General features: G+C 70.8%; 16 protein-coding genes. 7 read left to right on the forward strand and 9 right to left on the reverse strand.

What is annotated here, in order from left to right; genetic code table 11:
• The first annotated feature begins 90 nt into the window (after positions 1–90).
• Positions 91–2496, forward strand: a complete 2406-nt coding sequence (locus ACIA5D_RS42920) for an EAL domain-containing protein (protein ID WP_396036407.1) — start codon at positions 91–93, stop codon at positions 2494–2496.
• A 1-nt stretch (position 2497) separates the two neighbouring features.
• Here the strand turns inward: ACIA5D_RS42920 and ACIA5D_RS42925 are convergent, their stop codons facing one another.
• Positions 2498–3025, reverse strand: coding sequence for a diguanylate cyclase domain-containing protein (locus ACIA5D_RS42925; protein ID WP_396036408.1), 528 nt, complete (start codon positions 3023–3025; stop codon positions 2498–2500).
• A complete protein-coding gene (locus tag ACIA5D_RS42930; protein WP_396036409.1) occupies positions 2935–4287 on the reverse strand; it encodes a PAS domain-containing protein in 1353 nt (450 codons plus the stop codon). Before ACIA5D_RS42930 ends, ACIA5D_RS42925 begins: the two co-directional genes overlap by 91 nt.
• Positions 4288–4362: 75 nt before the next feature.
• On the opposite strand from ACIA5D_RS42930, the gene ACIA5D_RS42935 reads away from it, so the two are divergent.
• Positions 4363–5286 carry an MBL fold metallo-hydrolase gene (locus ACIA5D_RS42935; RefSeq protein ID WP_396036410.1) on the forward strand — a complete coding sequence of 308 codons (924 nt, stop codon included), beginning with the start codon at positions 4363–4365 and terminating at the stop codon, positions 5284–5286.
• 10 nt (positions 5287–5296) lie between these two features.
• Here the strand turns inward: ACIA5D_RS42935 and ACIA5D_RS42940 are convergent, their stop codons facing one another.
• The 5 genes from ACIA5D_RS42940 to ACIA5D_RS42960 all read right to left on the reverse strand — a co-directional run bounded on the left by ACIA5D_RS42940 (position 5297) and on the right by ACIA5D_RS42960 (position 10335).
• The gene (locus tag ACIA5D_RS42940; protein ID WP_396036411.1) at positions 5297–6061 is read right to left on the reverse strand and encodes a PIG-L deacetylase family protein; all 765 of its coding nucleotides are present in this window, start codon (positions 6059–6061) and stop codon (positions 5297–5299) included.
• A gap of 68 nt (positions 6062–6129) precedes the next feature.
• The gene (locus tag ACIA5D_RS42945; RefSeq protein ID WP_396036412.1) at positions 6130–7029 is read right to left on the reverse strand and encodes an SMP-30/gluconolactonase/LRE family protein; all 900 of its coding nucleotides are present in this window, start codon (positions 7027–7029) and stop codon (positions 6130–6132) included.
• A 123-nt stretch (positions 7030–7152) separates the two neighbouring features.
• Positions 7153–8157 carry an alpha/beta hydrolase fold domain-containing protein gene (locus tag ACIA5D_RS42950; protein WP_396036413.1) on the reverse strand — a complete coding sequence of 335 codons (1005 nt, stop codon included), beginning with the start codon at positions 8155–8157 and terminating at the stop codon, positions 7153–7155.
• Between the two features lie 80 nt (positions 8158–8237).
• A complete protein-coding gene (locus tag ACIA5D_RS42955; protein ID WP_396036414.1) occupies positions 8238–8465 on the reverse strand; it encodes a hypothetical protein in 228 nt (75 codons plus the stop codon).
• A gap of 73 nt (positions 8466–8538) precedes the next feature.
• Complete coding sequence (locus ACIA5D_RS42960; RefSeq protein WP_396036415.1) at positions 8539–10335, reverse strand: rhamnogalacturonan lyase; 1797 nt, start codon at positions 10333–10335, stop codon at positions 8539–8541.
• A gap of 107 nt (positions 10336–10442) precedes the next feature.
• On the opposite strand from ACIA5D_RS42960, the gene ACIA5D_RS42965 reads away from it, so the two are divergent.
• Both ACIA5D_RS42965 and ACIA5D_RS42970 read left to right on the forward strand, forming a co-directional pair.
• A complete protein-coding gene (locus ACIA5D_RS42965; RefSeq protein ID WP_396036416.1) occupies positions 10443–11144 on the forward strand; it encodes a ThuA domain-containing protein in 702 nt (233 codons plus the stop codon).
• Entirely contained in the window at positions 11114–12205 is a 1092-nt protein-coding gene (locus tag ACIA5D_RS42970; protein ID WP_396036417.1) for a Gfo/Idh/MocA family protein, read from the forward strand. The genes ACIA5D_RS42965 and ACIA5D_RS42970 overlap by 31 nt, the downstream gene beginning before the upstream one ends.
• 29 nt (positions 12206–12234) lie before the next feature.
• Here ACIA5D_RS42970 and helR read toward each other — a convergent pair whose 3' ends face one another.
• Both helR and ACIA5D_RS42980 read right to left on the reverse strand, forming a co-directional pair.
• Positions 12235–14406, reverse strand: a complete 2172-nt coding sequence (gene helR / locus ACIA5D_RS42975; protein WP_396036418.1) for an RNA polymerase recycling motor ATPase HelR — start codon at positions 14404–14406, stop codon at positions 12235–12237.
• A gap of 302 nt (positions 14407–14708) precedes the next feature.
• Positions 14709–15191, reverse strand: a complete 483-nt coding sequence (locus ACIA5D_RS42980; RefSeq protein ID WP_396036419.1) for a hypothetical protein — start codon at positions 15189–15191, stop codon at positions 14709–14711.
• A gap of 112 nt (positions 15192–15303) precedes the next feature.
• Here ACIA5D_RS42980 and ACIA5D_RS42985 point away from each other — a divergent pair, with 112 nt between their 5' ends.
• The 3 genes from ACIA5D_RS42985 to ACIA5D_RS42995 all read left to right on the forward strand — a co-directional run bounded on the left by ACIA5D_RS42985 (position 15304) and on the right by ACIA5D_RS42995 (position 19904).
• Positions 15304–15438: a hypothetical protein gene (locus ACIA5D_RS42985; protein WP_396036420.1), complete on the forward strand. Its 135-nt coding sequence runs from the start codon at positions 15304–15306 to the stop codon at positions 15436–15438.
• An 86-nt stretch (positions 15439–15524) separates the two neighbouring features.
• Positions 15525–15827 carry a trypco2 family protein gene (locus ACIA5D_RS42990; RefSeq protein WP_396036421.1) on the forward strand — a complete coding sequence of 101 codons (303 nt, stop codon included), beginning with the start codon at positions 15525–15527 and terminating at the stop codon, positions 15825–15827.
• 12 nt (positions 15828–15839) lie between these two features.
• Entirely contained in the window at positions 15840–19904 is a 4065-nt protein-coding gene (locus tag ACIA5D_RS42995) for a serine protease (RefSeq protein ID WP_396036422.1), read from the forward strand.
• Positions 19905–19962: the final 58 nt, after the last annotated feature.

The raw sequence follows: 19962 nt of genomic DNA on the forward strand, positions 1-19962 counted from the left end.
TCGGCTTCGCCCACTCCGGTTAGGCGCACGTCACAGTCAACTCGACCCCGTACCTGCCGATCTTGATGGCAGACAACCCGAGGGGGCGAGGTGGTGAACCGCTGGCGAGGCTGGTTCGTGCCGGTCGCCGTCGTGCTGGCGGTGGCGGACATCCTGCTGATCGCGCTGGGCACCCGGGCCGGCTTCCCGAAGCTGCTGGTGTGGCTGCCCGCTGTCGGCGGCCCGGCGCTCGCGGTCGCCGCCTTCCGGGGCGCCGCCGCGCTGACCGATGGGGCGTTGCGCACGTTCTGGCGGCGTCTGTCCTACGGCATGGGCGCCGTGACGGTGGCCGCGCTGAGCCAGACCGTCGACGTAGGCGCCACCGACTACTCCGGGATGCCGCCGATCGGCGCGCGCACCCTGCTGCTGTACGTCATCGGCACGATCCTGGCCATCGCGGCGATGCTGCGCCTGCCCGGCGGCGGACGCAGCTGGCGACAGCTGACCACCGCCGTGCTCGATGTGGCGGTCGTGGCGGTCACCGCCGGGATCGCCGCCTCCCAGTACGTCGGCTGGTTCATCGACCGCTTCGGCCTCACCGCGTCCGCGTGGTGGCTGAACATCGCCATGATGGCGATCGCCGTAGCCGGCGTCGTGGTCGTCATCAAGATCATGTCGGCCAGCCGGAGCCCGGTGCCCCGCGCGGCCCTCTGGTGGCTGGCGCCGGTCGGGCTCTGCGGCCCGCTGTCCACCGTCCTGATGTCGCTGCTGAGCCCGTGGCCGCACCTGAACGGCAGCGCCGCCGTGCTGCCGTTCGTCGGCATGTTCGGAGTGCTCGCCGCCGGCGCCCAGCGTCGGCACACCGCCGTTGTCCCCGTGCGGATGGCGCCTCCGGCAACGCCCCGGCGCGGCACCGCCGTTCCGCTGGTCGCCACCGGCCTGACCAGCCTGCTGCTGGCCACGGTCTTCCTGCGCACCGGGCACCTGAGCGTGGTCCAGGTCGGCGGGACCACCCTGTTGCTGTTGCTGGTGGTGGCCCGCCAGGCGGTGGCGCTCGCCGAGAACGCCACCCTGCTGAGCACGGTCGCGAACCAGGCGATGCACGACGACCTGACCGGCCTGGTCAACCGCCGGTACTTCGCGGACGCCGTCGCCGGGGCACGCACCGTCGTGCTGATCGACCTGAGGGAGTTCCGGGCGCTCAACGACGGGCTGGGGCCCGACGTCGGAGACGCCCTGCTGATCGCGTACGCGTCGCGGCTCACACGGCTCGCCCAGCTCGCCGACGACCGGGCGGTGGTCGCCCGCCTGGGTGGCGACGAGTTCGGGGTCCTGCTCTTCGGGGACCCCCTGCTAGCGGATCCGCCTTTCGAGGGCCCGTTTGCCGAGGGCTCGCTTGCCGGAGACCCGCTTGCCGGAGACCCGCCTGCTGGGAGCCCGCTTGCCGGAGACCCGCCTGCTGGGAGCCCGCTTGCCGGAGACCCGCCTGCTGGGAGCCCGCTTGCCGGGGAACTGCCGGCCGCGGGCCCGCGGGACTTCGCCGGCCGGCTTCTCGCGGCCGGCGCCGAGCCGCTGCAGGCGGCCGGTCACGAGGTGCTCGTCGACGTGTTCGTCGGCATCGCCGAGGGCGACGCCGACGGCCTGTACCGGCGGGCCGAGCTGGCCCTGCGGGCGGCGATGGCGTCCGGCGGCCGCCTGGTCCGCTACGACGCCTCACTCGAGCGCCGGCTGAGCCGGCAGGCGACGATCGCCGCCGACCTGCGCCGGGCCCTGACCGCCGGCGAGTTCCACATGCTGTACCAGCCGATCGTCGAGCTGCCCCACGGCCGGCTGACCGGCGTGGAATCGCTGATCCGCTGGACCCGCCCCGACGGCGCCGTCGTCTCCCCGGCCGAATTCATCCCCGTCGCCGAGGACACCGGGCTGATCGTCGAGCTGGGCGCCTGGATCATCGACACGGTCTGCGCGCAGGCCGCCGCGTGGCGCCGCGAGCACGGCCCCGGCGCGCTACGGTCGGTGGCCGTCAACGTCTCGGCCCGGCAGCTGCTCGACCCCGGGCTCCCGGACCTGGTCGCCGCCGCGCTGACCCGCCGCCGCGTGCCCGCCGAGCAGCTCACCATCGAGATCACCGAGACCGCCGTGTTCGGCGGCGGGCGGGCCCTGGCCACCGTGAACGCCCTCTCGGAGCTGGGCGTCAGCATCGCCCTCGACGACTTCGGCACCGGCCACTCGTCCCTCGGCCTGCTACGCACCTGCCCGGTCGACGCCATCAAGGTCGACAAGTCGTTCGTCGACGGCCTCGGCGGCACCCCGCAACAGGAGGCGATCGTGACCGCCCTGACCGGCATCGCCGAGACGATGGGCCTGCGGACCGTCGCGGAGGGCGTCGAGACGCCGGAACAGGCGCAACGCCTGTACGAGCTGGGCTACCGCCACGCTCAGGGCTTCCTCTTCGCCCGCCCCCTGCCACCCGCCGAGATCACCGCGATGCTCCAGGAAGTCCGCAGCGCCGCGTGAGCTAGGCCGCAGTGCGGCGAGACTGCTTGGTGCGGTACATCGCGTCGTCGGCGTCGCGCAACAGGCCGTCGGCGTCCGTCGGCTTGCCGCATGCCACCCCGACGCTCGCGCCCACCGTGACCACCGCCCCCGGCACCTGAATCGGCTCGGCCACGGCCGCGGCGATCAGGTCGGCCAGCATCTGCGCGCGCGACCGGTCGGCGGCCGGCAGCAGCACCGCGAACTCGTCACCGCCCAGCCGGGCCACCGTGCCGGCGCGGCCCAGCAGCGCGGTGACCCGGCGGGCCACCGTGACCAGCACCTCGTCGCCGGCGTGGTGGCCGTGCGAGTCGTTGACCTCTTTGAAGCCGTCCAGGTCGATCAGCAGCATGCAGATATCCCGGTCGGGGGCGGCCTCACGCACCCGCTGCTGCAGCAGCACCCGGTTGGCCAGGCCGGTCAGCGCGTCGTGGGTGGCCTGCTGGCGCAGCTCGTCCTGCAGGCGACGGGCGTCGGTGATGTCCCGGCCGTTCCAGACGATGCCGCGCACGCTCGGGTTGTCGCGCAGGTCGGTGGCGATGACGTGCAGCCAGCGATGGGTGCCGTCGTCCTGGAGCAGGCGCAGGTCGGCCTCCGCGGAGCCGTCGGCCAGCTGCTCGTTGAGGGCGTCCAGGATCGGCTGGTCGCCGGGTGCATTCGCGTGCCGAGGGTCTCGCTGGACAGGTCGCCGGCCTGGGCGCCGAGCACGCGTTCGGCGGCCGGGCTCGCGTACTGGATGGTGTCGTCCTCGTTGACGACGACCGTGAGGTCGGACGCCTGCTGGACCAGCGCGCTGAACCATTCCCGGCTCGCGCTGATCTCGGTGACCAGCTGCTCGTTGTCGTGGAATGCGGCCTGCTGGCGGGCCAGGACCAGGCCGGTGCTGACCAGTACGCCCGCGGCGACACCCCAGATCCGCATGTCCGGGTCGAACGCCGCCAGCGCCGCCACCAGCAGCAGTTGGGTGCCGGCCACCGCCGCGTACGGAAGACGGGAGAAACCTTGACGCGCGACCGCGACCCGGCGCCCGGCCCGGCGGCGGTTCAGGACCTCCTGCATGCGCAGGCTGAACGGGACCAGCAGGCAGGGGATCAGCTGCGCCAGGTACAGCACGCGGGCGTCGGAATGGCCGGTGAGCAGGACGGCCACCGGCGCGCCGACCGCGGTGCCGGTCACGCCGACGATGCCGACGATGCCGGCGTTGCGGTGGAACGGCGCCGAGTCGCTGAAGATCAGCTTGATCAGGCCGAACGTCACGAGCAGCATCACGGCGGCGGTGGCCGCGGCGGCGAGGTTGTCGGCGACCCGGCCGGCGAGCAGGAAGTACCACAGGAAGACGACGACCGCCGTGAGCACGGTCGCCGCGTCGAGCCACATCCGCAGCCGTTGCCGGCCGGTGCCGCCGAGCGGATGGAACAGCATGGTGGCCACCACGATGGCCATGCCGCTCACGACGAAGCCGCTCTGCACGGGGCTGACGTCGGAGGCCGGGTGCCCGCCGGCCACCAGGATCGTCTGGTAGGTGTCGGCGATCGCGCTGCACCCCATGGCGGCGGTGATCGCGCCCCAGAAACGGCGGCCGTGCCGGCCGATCCCCGGCATGCGGTACAGCCGCGAGGCCAGCAGCACGGTGAGCACGTCGATGCAGGCCTGCATCAGCCAGCTGGTGACGGCGGGGAACGGCCCGAACAGGAACCACGGCACCAGCAGCACGCCGGCCAGCGCCAGCGCGCGCAGGACGGGGTCGGCGGGCAGTCCCCTGATTTGCCGCATGACAACAGTACAGGTGGGGCCGGTTGCGGAACGGGTGCCCGTGCGGGGGCGGGCTGGTGGCATAGCCTCGATCGCATGACCACTCCGGCCGCACAGCTGCAGGAACTGACGCCCGGCACGTACGCCTGGGTCCAGCCCGACGGCACCTGGTGGATCAACAACGCCGGGGTGGTCGCGGGCGACGACGGTGTGCTGCTGATCGACACCTGCGCCACGGCGGCGCGCACCACGCGTTTCCTCGACGCCGTGCGGGCGGCGACCGGCGGCGCCCCGATCAAGATCGCGGTCAACACCCATCAGCACGGCGATCACACGTACGGGAACAGCCTGCTTCCCGCCGAGACGGTCATCATCGGCCATGAGCGCATGCGCGAAGGCCTGCGGATCGACCCGGTCATCGACGGCTGCCCGCCGTTCTGGCAGCCGGTGCCCGACTGGGGCCCGGTGACGCGCCGCCTGCCCGACGTCACCACGTCGTCGGGCCTGACCGTGCACGCCGGCGGCCGCCGGGTCGAGCTGATGCACCCCGGCGGCCCGGCCCACACGACCGGCGACCTGGTCGCCTGGCTGCCCGCCGAGAGGCTGCTCTACTCGGGCGACCTGGTCTTCTCCGGCCTCACGCCGCTCGTCTTCATGGGCTCGGTGACCGGCGCGCTCGCCGCGATCGACTGGCTCGCCGCCCTGGGCCCGACGGTGCTGGTGCCCGGCCACGGGCCCGTGCTCGCAGGCCCCGGCATCGAGCGGGTCCTCGACGAGCACCGCCGCTACTACCGCCTGGTCCTCGCGATCGCCGAGGACGCCATGACGCGCAACCTGTCGCCGCTGGAGGCCGCGAACCAGGCCGATCTGGGCGAGTTCGCCGGCTGGGCCGACGCCGAGCGGCTGGTGCTCAACCTGCACCGCGCGTACGCCGACCACTCCGGCGGCGACATCGACCTGATCGCGGCCTTCACCGACGCGACCGCCTGGCTGGGCGGCCCGATGGCCACGTCCGTTTAGACACGTCGGTTCAGAACAGCATCAGCTTGAACACCTCGAAGCTCGCGGCGTACTTCGTGCCCAGGCGGGCGCCGGTCTGCCGCGAGAAGCCATCGAGGAACTCCTCGGAGTCGAAGTCGCCGGCGCCGAGCCCGCGCAGGTAGGCGGCGTGCGCCTCGAGCGACTGCACGCCGAGGTCGAAGGTGTCGGTGGTGTCGGCGGCGTGCGTCGACTTGGGGGAGCCGGCCGCCCACACCTCGCGAACGCCGCCCCACTTCTCGAGCCCGTCCTGTTCGATCTGCTCACGGAAGACCCACCGGTTCCCGGCGTCCCGTGCCGCGTCGAGCACGGCCCGGCCGGTCACGATGTGATCGGACATGTTGAGGGCGTTGCCGCCTTCGTCCCAGCTGTCCCGGAAGTTGCCCGTGATCACGATTTCGGGCCGGTGTTTCCGGATCACCCGGCTGAGCGTCCTTCGAAGATCAAGACCATATTCGAGTACGCCGTCGGGCAGCCCCAGGAACTCGACGTCGTCGACGCCCACGATCCGGGCGGACGTGTGTTGCTCGGCCTCCCGGGTCACCTTGGCGTCGGCGGGGTCCATGCCGTCGATCCCGGCCTCGCCACTGGTCAGAAGGACGTACGTGATGTGCTTGCCCTGCCTTGTCCAGCGGGCGATGGCGGCGGCGGTGCCGAACTCGAGGTCGTCGGGATGAGCGACGATGGCGAGTCCGCGTTGCCAGCTCTCGTCGACGGGCTGCAGCGGGTTGGGCACGGTGGGAGCGTCACCAGTCATGAGGCCCATCTTGCTCGCCGCCTGCCATCGGCGGTATCGCCCTTCGGCGACACCGGCCCGGCCCTGGCTCAGCGTGGATACGTCGCGCCGTTGATGTTGACCTTGAGGGCGTAGACGGAGGACGTGGCCGTGATGAAGAGGAAGTTGCGGCGAGGGCCGCCGAACGCCAGATTGGAGGCGATCTCCGGCACGTGCAGCTTGCCGAGCAGGGCGCCGTCCGGCGCGAAGCAGTGCAGCCCGTCGTGGGCGGCGGCCCAGATGCGGCCCTCGGTGTCGAGGCGCAGCCCGTCGAACGTCCCGGCGTCGCAGTCGGCGAAGACGTCGCCGCCGGACAGGACGCCACCGTCGGCGACGGTGAACCGGCGGATGTGCTTGCGGCGCGAGTCGGCGATGTACAGGACGCCTTCGTCGGCGCTGAAGGCCAGCCCGTTCGGCCGGTCGAAGTCGTCGGCGACGCGGTGGACGGCGCCGTCCGGGCCGATCCGGTAGACGTGGCAGCCGTCGAGCTCGGTGTCGGCGCGGTTGCCCTCGTAGTCGCTGTCGATGCCGTAGCTGGGGTCGGTGAACCAGATGCTGCCGTCCGAATGCTCCACCAGGTCGTTGGGGCTGTTGAACCGCCCGCCCCGGTACCGGTCGGCCAGCACGGTCAGCGATCCGTCGTGCTCGACCCGGGTCACGCGGCGGGTGCCCTGCTCGCAGCTCACCAGCCGGCCGAGCCGGTCCAGCGTGCGGCCGTTGGCGTAGTCGGCCGGCTGACGGAGCACGCCGACCGCGCCGGTCGTCTCGTCCCACCGCAGCACGCGATCGTTGGGGATGTCGCTGAAGACCAGGTATCGCCCGGCCGGCACGTACGCGGGGCCTTCGGTCCAGCGGCCCTCGGCGAAGATGCGCTCCATCCATTCGTCGCCGTTGACCCGCGCGAAACGCTCGTCCAGGACCTCGAACCGTGCCCCGACCTTCTCCACCATGAGCCTTCCCCCGTGCCGCCGACCGAGTGGGGCGCCGCTACGGCGCTGTGGCCATTGATACGCCCTCGCCCGGCCGGTGTCACGGCGCCAGACCCTCATCAACGCTGCGCGAAACGGGCGGGATCAGAGCCTCAGCGCCTGGTGCAGGAAGCGCTCGATGGTCTCGAGCGTGGGGCGGCTCGACGCCGGGCCCGCGGCCGGAGTCCGGCGGACGGTTGCCTCGGGGTGTGCGGACGAGACGATTCCCCTGCTGTGGCCTACGCCGGGGGTCAGGTACAGCGTGGCGGGCGCGCCGGCGGCCGACAGGGCGGCGAACAACAGCTCGCTCTGCTCGGGTGGCACCAGCAGGTCCCGGCCGCCGTGGGCGATCAGGAACGGCGGGGCGGTGCGAGTGACGTACGTGACGGGATTGGCTTTCTGCACTTGAGCGGGGCAGGTGAGGATCGGGCAGCCCAGCAGCGCCGATTCGGGGGAATGCGGGTCGGCGTGGCAGTTGGTGAGGCCGAACGACCTGTTGAACGTGGCGCACGCGCCGGGGATCATGTGCGCGTCCATCTGACGGAAGTCGATGGGGGCGTAGAGGTCGATCACTGCCTGGGCGTCGCTGGGGAAGCCGGTGACGCCCACGTGGCCCTCGAGCGATCGATCGTTTCCGGTCAGGCCGGCCATGGCGGCGGTCCAGCCGCCGGAGGAGTCGCCCATCACGGCGAAGCGGCGGCGGTCGATGCCGAAGGATCTCGAGTGGGCGCGCAGCCAGCGGATCGCGGCCTTCACGTCATGGAGCTGCGCGGGGAAGCGGGCCTGGCGGCTCGAGCGGGTGGAGACGCCGGCCACCACGAAACCGGCGGCGGTGAAGAACGGGGCGACATCTTTCGCGTACGCCTTGCCGTCGTCGCCGTACCAGCCGCTGCCGCCCATGACGATCAGCAGCGGGCGCGCCGACCGGCCGGGGCGGTCGGGGACGTAGAGGTCCAGGAGGTGGCCGCGGGATCCGGCGGGCTGCGCGGACGCGTACGCGATGTTGGTGTATGCCGAGAAACCGCCGCCGGAACGGGCGGGCGCGGGATCGGCGGCGGCGAGCAGGGCGAGGACGGCTAGCAGGCCGAAAAGCATCTTGTATCGGGCCATGGCCGGTCCTCCTTTGACCGATCATGACGCTTCGGCGCAAGGCGCGGCCGGATTCACCCCGTCGGGGGAATCCGGGCGGGCTATTTACCTACGTCGTAGGTCAGCATGACGACCCTGGTGTTGGCGGAGGATGACGACGACATCCGCATGATCGCCGCACAAATTCTGCGCCGGGCCGGATACGTGGTGATCGAGGCGACCGATGGATCCGCGGCCAGGCTCAGCTGCATCACCGGGCCGGCGCCCCGGCACGCCGCCTTCCGGCGCGGGCGCCCGTGGACGTTCCATGCCTTCGAGCCAACCACCATCGGCCCGCTCATCGGCCGCATTCACCGATACCGCGGCGGCCGCCCCGAACCGGGGACGGCCGCCGCGAGAGCCTCAGTTGCTCATCGCGAAGGACGGGTGGGGCGGCTGGTTGTAGGCCGTGTTCTGCCAGGCCACCGCCTCGCGGTACATCCGATCCTGCATCAGCGACACGTGCGAGATGCTCGTCGCGTCGGTGGTGCTGTAGATGCGCAGCTTGGTGTTGTCGGTGGTGGGCCAGATGACCTCCTCGCGCCAGTCGCCGAGGATGTCGGCCTGCAGCGACGGGGTGGCCTTCGTGCCGTTGTTGGAGTGCACGCCGCTGGCGGTCAGCAGCCGGGTGTCGGCGCTGGTGCCGTACTTGTCGATGTGGGTGCCGTCGAGCAGCTCCCGCTGGGCGTCGCCGTCCCACCAGATCACGAAGTTGGCGCTGGACGGCTTGCGGCCGATGTTCTGGCCGGTGCTGCTGTAGAGGCCGGAGACCGCGGACGACCACGACTCGGCGCCGGGGCTGCCGGCGTAGATGTCGTCCGAGACGCCGCGGCCGTTGTCGCAGCCGCAGGACGGGTTCGACCAGATGATCGCGCCGGTGCGGGCGTCGGCCATCCAGGCGGCGAGGCTGCCGCTGTTCTCGTCGACCTTGAACTCCTCGAGGCCGGCCCGGGAGGGGATCAGGTTGCCGACGTGCATGGCGTCGCCGTGGCCCTGCCCGTTCACCCAGAGGCCGGAACCGTTGTCGTCGACGGCCATCGCGCCGTAGATGATCTCGTCCTTGCCGTCGCTGTCGACGTCGGCGACGGAGAGCTGGTGGTTGCCCTGGCCGGTCCACTTCGAGCCGTTGGTCGAGGAGTTGCTGTCGAACGACCACTTGCGGGTCAGCGCGCCGTTGCGGAAGTCCCAGGCCGCGATCGTCGTGCGGGTGTAGTAGCCGCGGGCGGTGATCAGGCTGGGGTACGAGCCGTTGATGTACGCGGTGCCGGCCAGGAAACGGTCGACGCGGTTGCCGTACGAGTCGCCCCACGCCGAGACGGTCCCGCGCGCCACCACGTAGTCGACGGTGGCCATCGCCTTGCCGGTCTGGCCGTTGAAGACGCTCAGGAACTCGGGGCCGGAGAGCACGTAGCCGGAGGAGTTGCGGTAGTCGGCGGACGAGCTGCCGATGACCACGCCGGTGCCGTCCTTCGTCCCGTCGGCGGTCTTTATGGCGACCTCGGCCTTGCCGTCGCCGTCGTAGTCGAACACCTGGAACTGGGTGTAGTGCGCCCCGGCGCGGATGTTCCGGCCGAGGTCGATCCGCCAGAGCCGGGTGCCGTTGAGCTTGTACGCGTCGACGAACACGTTGCCCGTGTAGCCCGACTGCGAGTTGTCCTTGGCGTTGGACGGGTCCCACTTGAGGACGATCTCGTAGGCGCCGTCGCCGTCGAGGTCGCCGACGGACGCGTCGTTCGCGGAGTACGTGTACGACACGCCGTCGGGGGTGGTGCCGCCGGACGGGACCTGGATGGGGACGTCCATCGAGCTCGCGGCCAGGGTGGCGGTGGGTGCGGCGGCCGCCAGCGTGGACACGCCCGAGGGCACGACCCGGTAGGAGGCGGAGGCGGGCGCCGCGGTGTCGGTGAAGTTCGTGTGCGAGGTCGTCACGAGTTTCTGTGCGCCGCGGTAGACGTCGAACGAAACTCCGGACGGGTCGGACGCGAGCAACCGCCAGGACAGGAAGTTGCCGCCGGTGGTCCGCATGCTGATGAGGCCGCGGTCGAGGTTCTCGGTGGTCGGCGCGGGGGCGGGAGCCGTCTCGGCGGCCTGGGCCACCACGGCGGTGGAGCCGGCCGCGGCGAGCATGACCGCGGCGGCGAGGATGCTGACACGTTTCATTTTCTCGCGTTCCCCTACTCGGTGGATGATAGGCAAGCGCTTTCCCGGGAAAGTTAACCCTCACATCGAGAAATGTCTATGTCTGAGAGATCTGGTAGGCAGGAGGGGTGAAAGCTCTCGTGGTGCGCGGTGGGTGGGAGGGGCATCGGCCGGTCGAGGCGACCGAGCTGTTTGTCCCGTTCCTCAAGAACAACGGCTATGACGTACGGATCGAAGAGTCCCCGGCAATCTATGCCGATCAATCCGAGATGTCCGATACCGATCTGATCGTGCAGTGCCTGACGATGTCCACGATCGAGCGCGCGGAGGTGGCCGGCCTGCGAGCGGCGGTGCAGGCCGGAACCGGATTCACCGGCTGGCACGGCGGCATAGCCGACTCCTTCCGCGCCTCCTCCGACTATCTGCAGCTCATCGGCGGCCAGTTCGCCACCCACCCGAGCAAGGAGCCGGCGTCGTGCGGCGGCACCGAGACGGACAACTTCCTGCGCTATTCCGTGAACGTGACCGATCTGGGCAGGCAGCACCCGATCACCGCCGGGCTCGACGACTTCGAGCTCGAGACCGAGCAGTACTGGGTCCTGCACGACGACCTCATCGACGTCCTGGCCACCACCACCCACCCCGTCCGGCCCTGGCACCCGTGGCACCGCCCGATCACCTCGCCGGCGATCTGGACCCGCCGATGGGGCGAGGGCCGCATCGTCGTCACCACGCCCGGCCACAGCCTCGACGTCCTCGAGAACCCGAACGTCCGCGCCGTCATCGAGAGGGGCATGCTGTGGGCGAGCCGCACCGCGTCGGGATCGTAGGCCTCGGGTACATCTCCCAGGCGTACCTGCGGACGCTGGCCCGTCACCCGAGGGTGACCATCGCCGCGGTGACCGATCTGGATCCCGCCCGCTCGGCGGCCGTGGCCGCCGCTCTGCCCTCGGCGCGCGCCCTGCCGATCGAAACTTTCCTCGACAGCGACGTCGAGACGGTGCTCAACCTGACCGTCCCGGCCGCGCACGCCTCGGTTGCGCTGGGTGCCATCGGTCACGGTTTTCATGTGTACGGCGAAAAGCCGCTCGCCGCGTCACTGGCCGCCGCGTCCGCGATCGTCGAGACGGCGGCCGCCGCCGGGCTGACGGTCGGGTGCGCGCCCGACACGGTCCTGGGCACCGGAATCCAGACCGCGCGGGCCTTCATCGACGGCGGCGGCATCGGGCGCCCGGTCGCCGCGTCGGCCGTCATGGTGACGCCCGGTCACGAGCGCTGGCACCCACACCCCGACTTCTACTACCTGCCCGGCGGCGGGCCGCTGCTCGACATGGGCCCGTACTACCTGTCGGCCCTGGTCCACCTGCTCGGCCCGATACGCTCGGTGACCGGCGCCGCGAGCCGTACCCGCGACGCCCGCACCATCGGGACCGGCCCGCGCACCGGGGAGCGCATCCCGGTCGAGGTGCCGACCCACGTCACCGGGGTGCTCGAGCACGCCGGCGGCGCCCTGTCGACGATCACCACCAGCTTCGACGCGGTCCACACCACCGCCGCGCCCCTCGAGATCCACGGCGAGACCGGCACCATCGCCGTCCCCGATCCCAACAAGTTCGACGGGGACGTGCGCGTCTTCGAGCTCGGCGCCTCCGAGTGGCGTTCGGTTCCGGTCTCGGCCGGCTATGTGGGCGCGACCCGGGGCATCGGCCTGATCGATCAGATCGCGGCCGGGTCACCGCGGGCGTCGGGGGCGCTGGCGCTGCACGTGCTCGACGCGATGACGGCGCTGCTCCGCTCGGCCGAACAGGGCCGCCGCATCGCTCTGACCACGACGGCGGAGCGCCCCGAGCCCGTGCCGCTCCTCACCGCCGAAGAGTGGTCAGCTGGTTAGGCCGGCCGCTGGTTAGGCGGGGTCGCTGGTTAGGCGGGGTCGCTGGTGAGGATGGCGAGCCGCTGGGTGGCGCGCGTCATCGCGACGTACTGGTCGACCGCGCTCCACCGCTGCGGATCCACGAGGACCACCAGGTCGAACTCGAGCCCCTTCGCCAGCTCGGGTGTCAGCGACCGCACGCGTTCCGTCCCCGCGAAACCGGGGTCCCCGATGACGCACGCGACCCCTTCACCTTCGGCGTGCCCGGCCAGCCAGGCGTCCACGATCTTCCGCAATTCGACGACACTTTCGCGTACGACGGGCAGGCCGCTCCGCCGGATCGAGACCGGCACGTTGGCATCGGGCAGCACGGCCCGGATCACCGGCTCGGCCTCGGTCATGACCTCCTCGGGCGTCCGGTAGTTGATGGTCAGCGAGGCCACGGCGACCCGGTCGAGACCGACGCGTTCGAGCCGCTCCCGCCACGATTCGGCGAACCCGTGCCGGGCCTGGGCGCGGTCCCCGACGATGGTGAAGCTGCGCGACGGGCAGCGCTGCAGCAGCATCTGCCACTCGGCGTCGGTCAGTTCCTGCGCCTCGTCCACGACGATGTGCGCGAACGGGCCGTCCAGCCGGTCGGGCTCGGCGCGGGGGAGGACCGTGTCGTCCTCGAGGGAGTTGCGCATGTCCTCGCCGCGCAGCATCGTCCACAGGCCCTCACCGTCGTCGTACGTGTTGGCCTCGAGCAGGTCGTCGATGACCCGGGCCATGCCAGCGCGGTGTTCGCGGGCCGCGACGTCCCGCTGTCGTCGGCGGCGCGACGATTCCGGGTCGCCGAGGCGCTGCCGGGCCGCGTCCAGCAGGGGCAGATCCGCGACGGTCCAGGCCTTCGCGTCGGCGCGTTGGAGCGTACGGATGTCGTCGTTGCTCAACCAGGGGGCGCACTTGCGGAGGTAGGCCGGCACCGACCACAGGTCCGCGACGATGTCCTCGGGGTCGAGCAGCGGCCACGCGCGGTGGAAGGCCGCGGCCAACTCGCGGTTTCGCGCGAGCTCAGCCCGTACGAAATCATGGTTTTCCTCGCCCTCGTAGCGGTCGGCGAGGACGGTGAGCAACTCCTCCCACACCTCGTCGCGTGCCTCGTTATGCGGCGTGCCCGGACCGGGGACCGCGAACGCCTCCGCCCAGTCGGCGGCGCTCAGCCGCAGGTCGGCATCGCCGGCCGTGACGGTCATGGCCTTGACCGGGGGCTCCTCGTAGAAGCGGACGGCGGCCTCGATCGCCCGGACCAGTGCGGCCGACGACTTGAGGCTTGCGACCCGCGGGTCCTTCTCCTCGGTCGCGGTGGCGCCTGCGGGGACGAGATCACGCAGCGTGCAGGTCTGCACGTCCTCCTCGCCGAGGCTGGGGAGCACGTCGGCCACGTAGGCCAGGTAGGGCTCGTGCGGGCCCACGAAGAGCAGGCCGCCATGGCGCTCGCCGAGCCGGGGATCGGAGTAGAGCAGGTACGCGGTGCGGTGCAACGCCACGACGGTCTTGCCGGTGCCGGGACCGCCGTCCACGACGAGCGCGCCGCTCGACCCGGCCCGGATGATCGCGTCCTGGTCGGCCTGGATGGTGCCGAGGACGTCGCGCATGCGGCCGGAGCGGTTGGCGCCGAGGCTGGCGATGAACGCGGACTGGTCGTCGAGGGCGGCGCTGTTCCGCAGGCCCTCGGGGTTTCGCAGGTCCTCGGGGGTGAACACCTCGTCCCAGTAGTCGGTGATGCGGCCCCGGGTCCAGCGGTAGCGGCGGCGCGTGGTCAGGCCCATCGGGTTGGCGTGGGTGGCGCCGAAGAACGGCTCGGCGGCGGGGGAGCGCCAGTCGACCAGCAGCCGGTGGCCGTCGCTGTCGGTCAGGCCCAGCCTGCCGACGTAGACGGGCTCGGCGCCGTCGGCGGGATCCATCCGGCCCAGGCAGAGGTCGAGGCTGTAGCGGCTCAGGGTGCGCAGGCGGGCGGTCAGGCGGCGGATCTCCTGGTCGCGGTCGAGCGCGCGGCGGCCGATGCCGCCGGGGGCGCGTTTCTCGGCTTCGAGGCGTTCGGTCAGGTCGGCGATCGACTGCTCGAGGCTGGCGGCGATCGCCGCGAAATGCTTCTCGTCCGCGGCGGTGAGCGCGGGATCCGCCTTGGCGGCGAGGCGTGCGGGAAGGTCGAAGACACTGGCGGTCGTTTCCGGTCGCAATACGCGAAGCCCCCATTTCCGCAGGTTTACTGCTCAGGACGACGATTCTGCGCCGTGACCGGGGTCTTGCCGCAAGCCCCCGGTTGCGATATACGTTAAGAGTGGCGGGGAGCTAGGGCTCCTCGCTTTTTGTGTCTCCTCCTTCATTTGACCGGCCTCATCTGGTTGCCCCATCTAATTGCCTAGCCTCCTAGGATGATTGCTGGTTGTGCGGCAGGCCATGTACGGCCGGGCCGCGGCGGCGGGTCAGGTGCTGTCGCGGCGGGGCGGCGGGTCAGGTGCTGTCGCGGCGGGGCGGCCGGTCAGGTGCTGTCGCGGCGGGCCTGGCGGCGGGCGTTCGTCGCGCGGGTCGAGGCCCGGCGCTTCTGGAGGTCGGGCGACTTGGGGCGCGTGGTCGAGCGCTGCGGGGCCAGGCGGGGCGCCGGGGGCGGCGGCGGTGCCGGGCGGGCCTGCTCGTCGGCGATGCGCTCGGCGTGCAGCGCGTCGGCGCTGGCCTGGGCGGCTACCGCGAGCTGACGGCTCACGCTGGCGAGGATGTTCTCGAAGAGCTCGGCCTTGGCGCGGGCCCGGGCGTTGCGCGGGTGGGCCTTGCCGCGCCCGCCGGCGTCCTCGATGCTCGCGGCGGCCCGGCGGCGGTACTGCTTGACGTACTTGTCGCGCTGGCGGCGGGCCCGCGCGTGCAGGTCGATCAGCTCGTCCTCGTCCATGCTGGTCAGGCGGTCGGGCCGCACCTCCCGCACCACCGCCAGCTCCGTCTCGGCCAGCGTCCCCAGCAGCGCGTCCATGCCGTCCCCCTCGTGCGGTTGATCCGGACCGAACGCCCAGTCTCGTGCCGCGCGAGCGTCCTCACCTCCTTCGTCACGGGTGAAAGCACGCTTCGTCACGGGTGAAAGCGCGGTGGAGGACGTGATGCTGGCCTTCTCGATGGCGGGCGGCGCGCTCGCCGATCACGCGTTCGCGGGGCGGCCCGAGGTGGGGGAGAGGCTCCGCGAGATGCTGCACCTAGCGTTGTTCACCCGCTCGTCCCGTTAGGCCTGCAATTTCGGTTGAATACCCCAAAAGAGTCAGCATGTATATTCGCGGGCTGGAGTTGTCGTTCGACGGCTGGAGTGAGACGCGTGGCTGAAATCGGACTTGCGGATGCCATCCGGGCGTTGCGGAGCGAGCTGGCCGAATCGATGGTGGACGCTGACGGGCAACCGGTCCGGTTCCGGCTCGGCACGGTGGACATCGAGTTCCAGGTCGCGGTCGCGGAGGCCCTCGAGGGCAAGGCTGACGTCAAGTTCTGGGTCGTCAACGCCGGGCTGAAAGCGACCGACACCTCGACCACGACGCACACGGTCAAATTGCAGCTGCACCCGGCGATGGCCGACGGCAGCGAGGTCTGGACCGGGGATCAGGTGGCCGAGGTCCCGAACTGATCGGGCGCTCGCATGTCTGAACGGGGATTGCAGCGGGCCCGCGTCGCCGAGGTCCTCTCCACGTCCACGTCTTCCGGCAGACGCGACTACGGCAGTGGGTACCGCATCAGCACCCATTTGGTCCTGACGACTGCTCATCTCTTTCCGGCGGACGCCGCCGACCATGGTGTTCGCCTTCCCGGCGGCGAGTTCCTACCCGCGCGGCTTGTCTGGCGCGGCGACAACGGGCTCGATGTCGCCATCCTCCGGCTGGACCCATCGCCCTCGGGACAGATCGCACCGGTCGCCTTCGGGCAACTGCCGGATCGCGTCGAGCGGCCGGCCTTCGACGCCGTGGGCTATCCGCACTTCGCCACCCGTAACGGCAACGTTCGCGACGCCAGGCAGGTCAGCGGCACGATCCAGCTCCTGTCGAACGCCAAGTCGGGCCTGCTCGACCTGAGTCTCGCCACCGCGGCGCCGCTGGACGCGCAGGCCGAGGGCGACCCGTGGAACGGTTTCTCCGGGGCGGCGGTCTTCACCGGAGATGGCTTCCTCGTCGGCGTGATATCGCGGCGGTTGCGGCGTGCGGGCACGAGCAGCGCCGACGCCTCCAACATCGCGCTGGCGTTCGACCGGCCCGGTTTTCGCGAGACACTCGCGGAAGACGGCGTGCTCTCCGGGCCCCTGCCGGTGTCTGTGCCGTCATCGGGGCCGCGGATGGCTCCGGTGCTTTCCCATGGCGAGGCCCTCGCCGGCCTGGTCGGTATGCGGCGGAATCTCGCCGATGAGCGACTGCCGTTCGTCAACCCCGGCCGCGATCACGTCTCGAACCCGGCGAATTTGCTGCAGAGCCTTCAGAGCCGGGCGAACGACCGGGGTGTGCTGTTGGTCGGTCCCGCCGGCAGCGGCAAGAGCCGTACCTGCTTCGAAGTCGCGAAACTGGCCGAGCTGGCCGGTTGGCGTGCGCTGCATGTGATGCCCGGCGAACCACTGGCGACCAACGAGCATCTCGCCGAAGCGATCTTCAGCAGTTCCACGCCGGCCGTCGTGGTCATCGACTACCTGAACGAGTGCCGCGGCATCGATCTCCCCGAGCTCCGGCAGCGGCTGCTGCCCGAGGCGAAGAGCAGGGGCATTCCGGTCGGGGTGCTGGCATCGGCCCGCCCCGGCTGGCTCCTGAAAGCCGCCGGCGATCATGTGCGCCGGCTCTTCGACAACGTCGAGCTGCGGGTGGACGGCGAACACACGACGGCGGTCCGGAGCAACATCTTCGCCGTGGAGGCGCCGACGGCGCTGGCCGAGCTCGGGCAGGACCGGCTGGTTGCCGCGTGTGGCTCCCGTCCCATCGTCGCCATGCTGATCGCCCGCGAGATCGAGCGCCGGGTGCTCGACGACACTTTCTCCGGGGACCTGCTCAGGCTGCGTACCGGTGATCTGCTTGGTTGGTTGGAGCGGCGCCTGGAGGAGGACGACTTAGCCACACCGCGACCGCAGTCGGCATTGGACGTCTCCGAGGCCGGGCCGCTCGTCAAGGCCAGCGCCGCGCTGACGGCGGCCTGTCCGCAGAAGCGGCCCGCGGTCGAGGCGGCGGCGGCAAGCGTCCTCGAGCGAAATGGGCTGGACAGGTGGCGGGCCGGGCAACTCGTCGACGTCCTGCTGAAAATGGGCTGGCTCGAGGTCGAAGGCACGACCCTGGTGGTGGTGCACGATCTCGTGACGGATCAGCTTCTGGAACAGACCCTGTTGCAGGCCCCGAGCGCCCGCATCAATCCCGCCGTCGCCGAGGACGTTCTGACACCGTGCCTGCATGACGCCAGGACCGTCGGCAGGTTCGCGGTCAGCTTCGGCCGGTTGCTCCGCGACCTCGATCTCGACGGCCGGGCCGACGACCTCGGCGCGTTCTGTGACGACTGGATGCGACGTCATGATCGCGAGGTCGGCCAGGTCCTGCAGAACGATCCGGACCCGGGTGGCTACGCCCTGGGCTCGGTTCTCGACGGGCCGCCGTGGGCGGCGACGGCAATCGACCGATGGTCGAGCCTGATGGGTCCCTGGTTGTCCGAGCACGCCGGGACCTCTCATGCCCGGCACGTGTTCTACAAGGGCCTGCGCATCGTTGCTCCCGAAGACGCGAGTCGGCTGATCGACGGCGCCGTGGAGTGGCTGCAATCGCATCGCCATCTCTCCGACGCCAGCTTCGTGGCGGGCGCGTTGCTGAGACGGACGGATCTGGGCGATCGGGCGGGCACCGTCGTCGCCGAGTCGGTGCAGTGGGTGGAACGACACCGCTTCTCGTCCGGCGGCGGCTTCGTGATCAAGGCCCTGCTGGACCGTAGCGATCTCGGTGATCGGGCGGACGCCGTCGTCACCCACGCGGTGCAGTGGGTGCGGCAGGCCGGCAATGTCTCCAACGCCGGCTTCGTCCTGGGTCCGTTGCTGAAGCGGGCGGATCTGGGTGATCAGGCGAGCGCCGTCGTCGCCGAGGCGGTGCGATGGGTCAAGCGGTCCGCCGATGATGCCGATGCCGGCTTCGTGCTGGTTCCGCTGTTGGAGCGGCCGGATCTGGGTGATCGGGCGGGCACGGTCGTCGCCGAGGCGGTGCGGTGGGTCGAACGGCATTCCCTCACATCCGGTGGTCCCTTCGTAATCAGGGCGCTGCTGGACCGTACCGATCTCGGTGATCTCGGGGAAACCGTCTTCGCGCACGCGGTGCTGTGGGTGCAGCAGCCGAGCAACGTCTCCCATGCCGGCATCGTCCTGGGTCCGTTGCTGGAGCGGCCGGATCTGGGTGATCGGGCGGCCACCGTCGTCGCCGAGGCGGTGCAGTGGGTGGAACGACACGGCCCCACGTCCGGCGGCGCCCGCGCGATCAGGGCCCTGTTGGGGCGCGCCGATCTGGGTGATCGGGCGGCCACCGTCGTCGCCCACGCGGTGCTGTGGGTGCATCAGTCCGGCAACGTCTCCAACGCCGGCTTCGTCCTGGGCCCGCTACTGGAGCGCGCGGACCTGGGTGATCAGGCGGACGCCGTCGTCGCCGAGGCGGTGCGATGGGTCGAGCAGCCCGGCAACGATGCCGATGCCTGCTTCGTCCTCGGTCCGTTGCTGGAGCGGGCGGATCTGGGTGATCGGGCGGAGGCCATCGTCGCCGAGGCGGTGCGGTGGGTGCAGCAGCATGGCCATGTCTCCGACGCCGACTTCGTGATCAGGGCCTTGCTGGAACGCGCCGATCTGGGCGATCGGGCGGGCGCCGTCGTACGCGAAGCCGTGCGGTGGGTGCGGCAGCACGAGCATGTCTCCGACGTCGACTTCGTGATCAGGGCCCTGCTGGAACGCGCCGATCTGGGTGATCAGGCGGGAGCGGTCGTCGCCCACGCCGTCCAGTGGGTGATGGAGCACATCCGCAATCCGGGCGTGAGCTTCGTGCTGCACCGGCTGTTCGAGCGGTCCGACTTCGTCGAGGTGCCGGCGGATCTGCTCCAGGCGATCGACGGATGGGCCGATCTCGATGCGGATGACGGCATCGTCTACGTGTCCAAGCTGCTCCTCAAGAGAAATTTGATCAGCCGGAACATCTGCGCCGCCATTTTGCGCTGGGTCGGGCGGCACCCTTCGGACCCGGATTCCCTGTGGCGGCTGACCACCCTCATCCGCCTCGTCGGCGATCGGCCGGAGTATGCCGCGTTCTGGGGGGAGATTTTCGATCGCGCCGAGCTGGTGATGGACCATGCGGTCGAGCCCGGCGATCCCACCAGCTCTTCCCAATTGGACCTGATGGTGATGAACCTGGCGGGTAACTTCCGGCTGGGGTACTGGGGATCGCGAGCGGACGACGTGATCCTGCGTTGGTGTTTCATCGGCATGTCCATGTCGCGTGCCCGCGGTGTGCGCGAGGACAGCAACTTCGTCTCGCGTGTCGTGAGTCTTGTCGAAGCAAAGCGTGTTCCCGCGCGAGAGATTCCGCAGCTGCTCGCGAGGCTGCGGGCCTGGGTGGCCCGCTGGGACCAGGGCCGGCAGCGAGGGCGCGAGCAGCGGCCGGAGAGTCTGTCGATAATTCAGCGTGCGGAACGGCGCTACGGCGACGCCGCTGCTTCGTAGTCGACGGCCGGCCGGGAAATGCCGAACGGCGGCTCGCTGAACCAGTCGAGCCGCCGTT

Origin of the sequence: Actinoplanes sp. NPDC051513, assembly GCF_044454685.1 — a bacterium.
In the GTDB taxonomy this organism is placed as follows: Bacteria; Actinomycetota; Actinomycetes; order Mycobacteriales; family Micromonosporaceae; genus Actinoplanes.

What these genes read in the sequence shown, in the direction of transcription:
- ACIA5D_RS42955 (WP_396036414.1), bottom strand. Translation starts at nt 8,465, where the DNA reads ATGGTGGTTGGCTCGAAGGCATGGAACGTCCACGGGCGCCCGCGCCGG.
- ACIA5D_RS42980 (WP_396036419.1), bottom strand. Translation starts at nt 15,191, where the DNA reads ATGGACGCGCTGCTGGGGACGCTGGCCGAGACGGAGCTGGCGGTGGTG.
- ACIA5D_RS42950 (WP_396036413.1), bottom strand. Translation starts at nt 8,157, where the DNA reads ATGGCCCGATACAAGATGCTTTTCGGCCTGCTAGCCGTCCTCGCCCTG.
- ACIA5D_RS42945 (WP_396036412.1), bottom strand. Translation starts at nt 7,029, where the DNA reads ATGGTGGAGAAGGTCGGGGCACGGTTCGAGGTCCTGGACGAGCGTTTC.
- ACIA5D_RS42930 (WP_396036409.1), bottom strand. Translation starts at nt 4,287, where the DNA reads ATGCGGCAAATCAGGGGACTGCCCGCCGACCCCGTCCTGCGCGCGCTG.
- ACIA5D_RS42995 (WP_396036422.1), top strand. Translation starts at nt 15,840, where the DNA reads ATGTCTGAACGGGGATTGCAGCGGGCCCGCGTCGCCGAGGTCCTCTCC.
- ACIA5D_RS42960 (WP_396036415.1), bottom strand. Translation starts at nt 10,335, where the DNA reads ATGAAACGTGTCAGCATCCTCGCCGCCGCGGTCATGCTCGCCGCGGCC.
- ACIA5D_RS42935 (WP_396036410.1), top strand. Translation starts at nt 4,363, where the DNA reads ATGACCACTCCGGCCGCACAGCTGCAGGAACTGACGCCCGGCACGTAC.
- ACIA5D_RS42940 (WP_396036411.1), bottom strand. Translation starts at nt 6,061, where the DNA reads ATGACTGGTGACGCTCCCACCGTGCCCAACCCGCTGCAGCCCGTCGAC.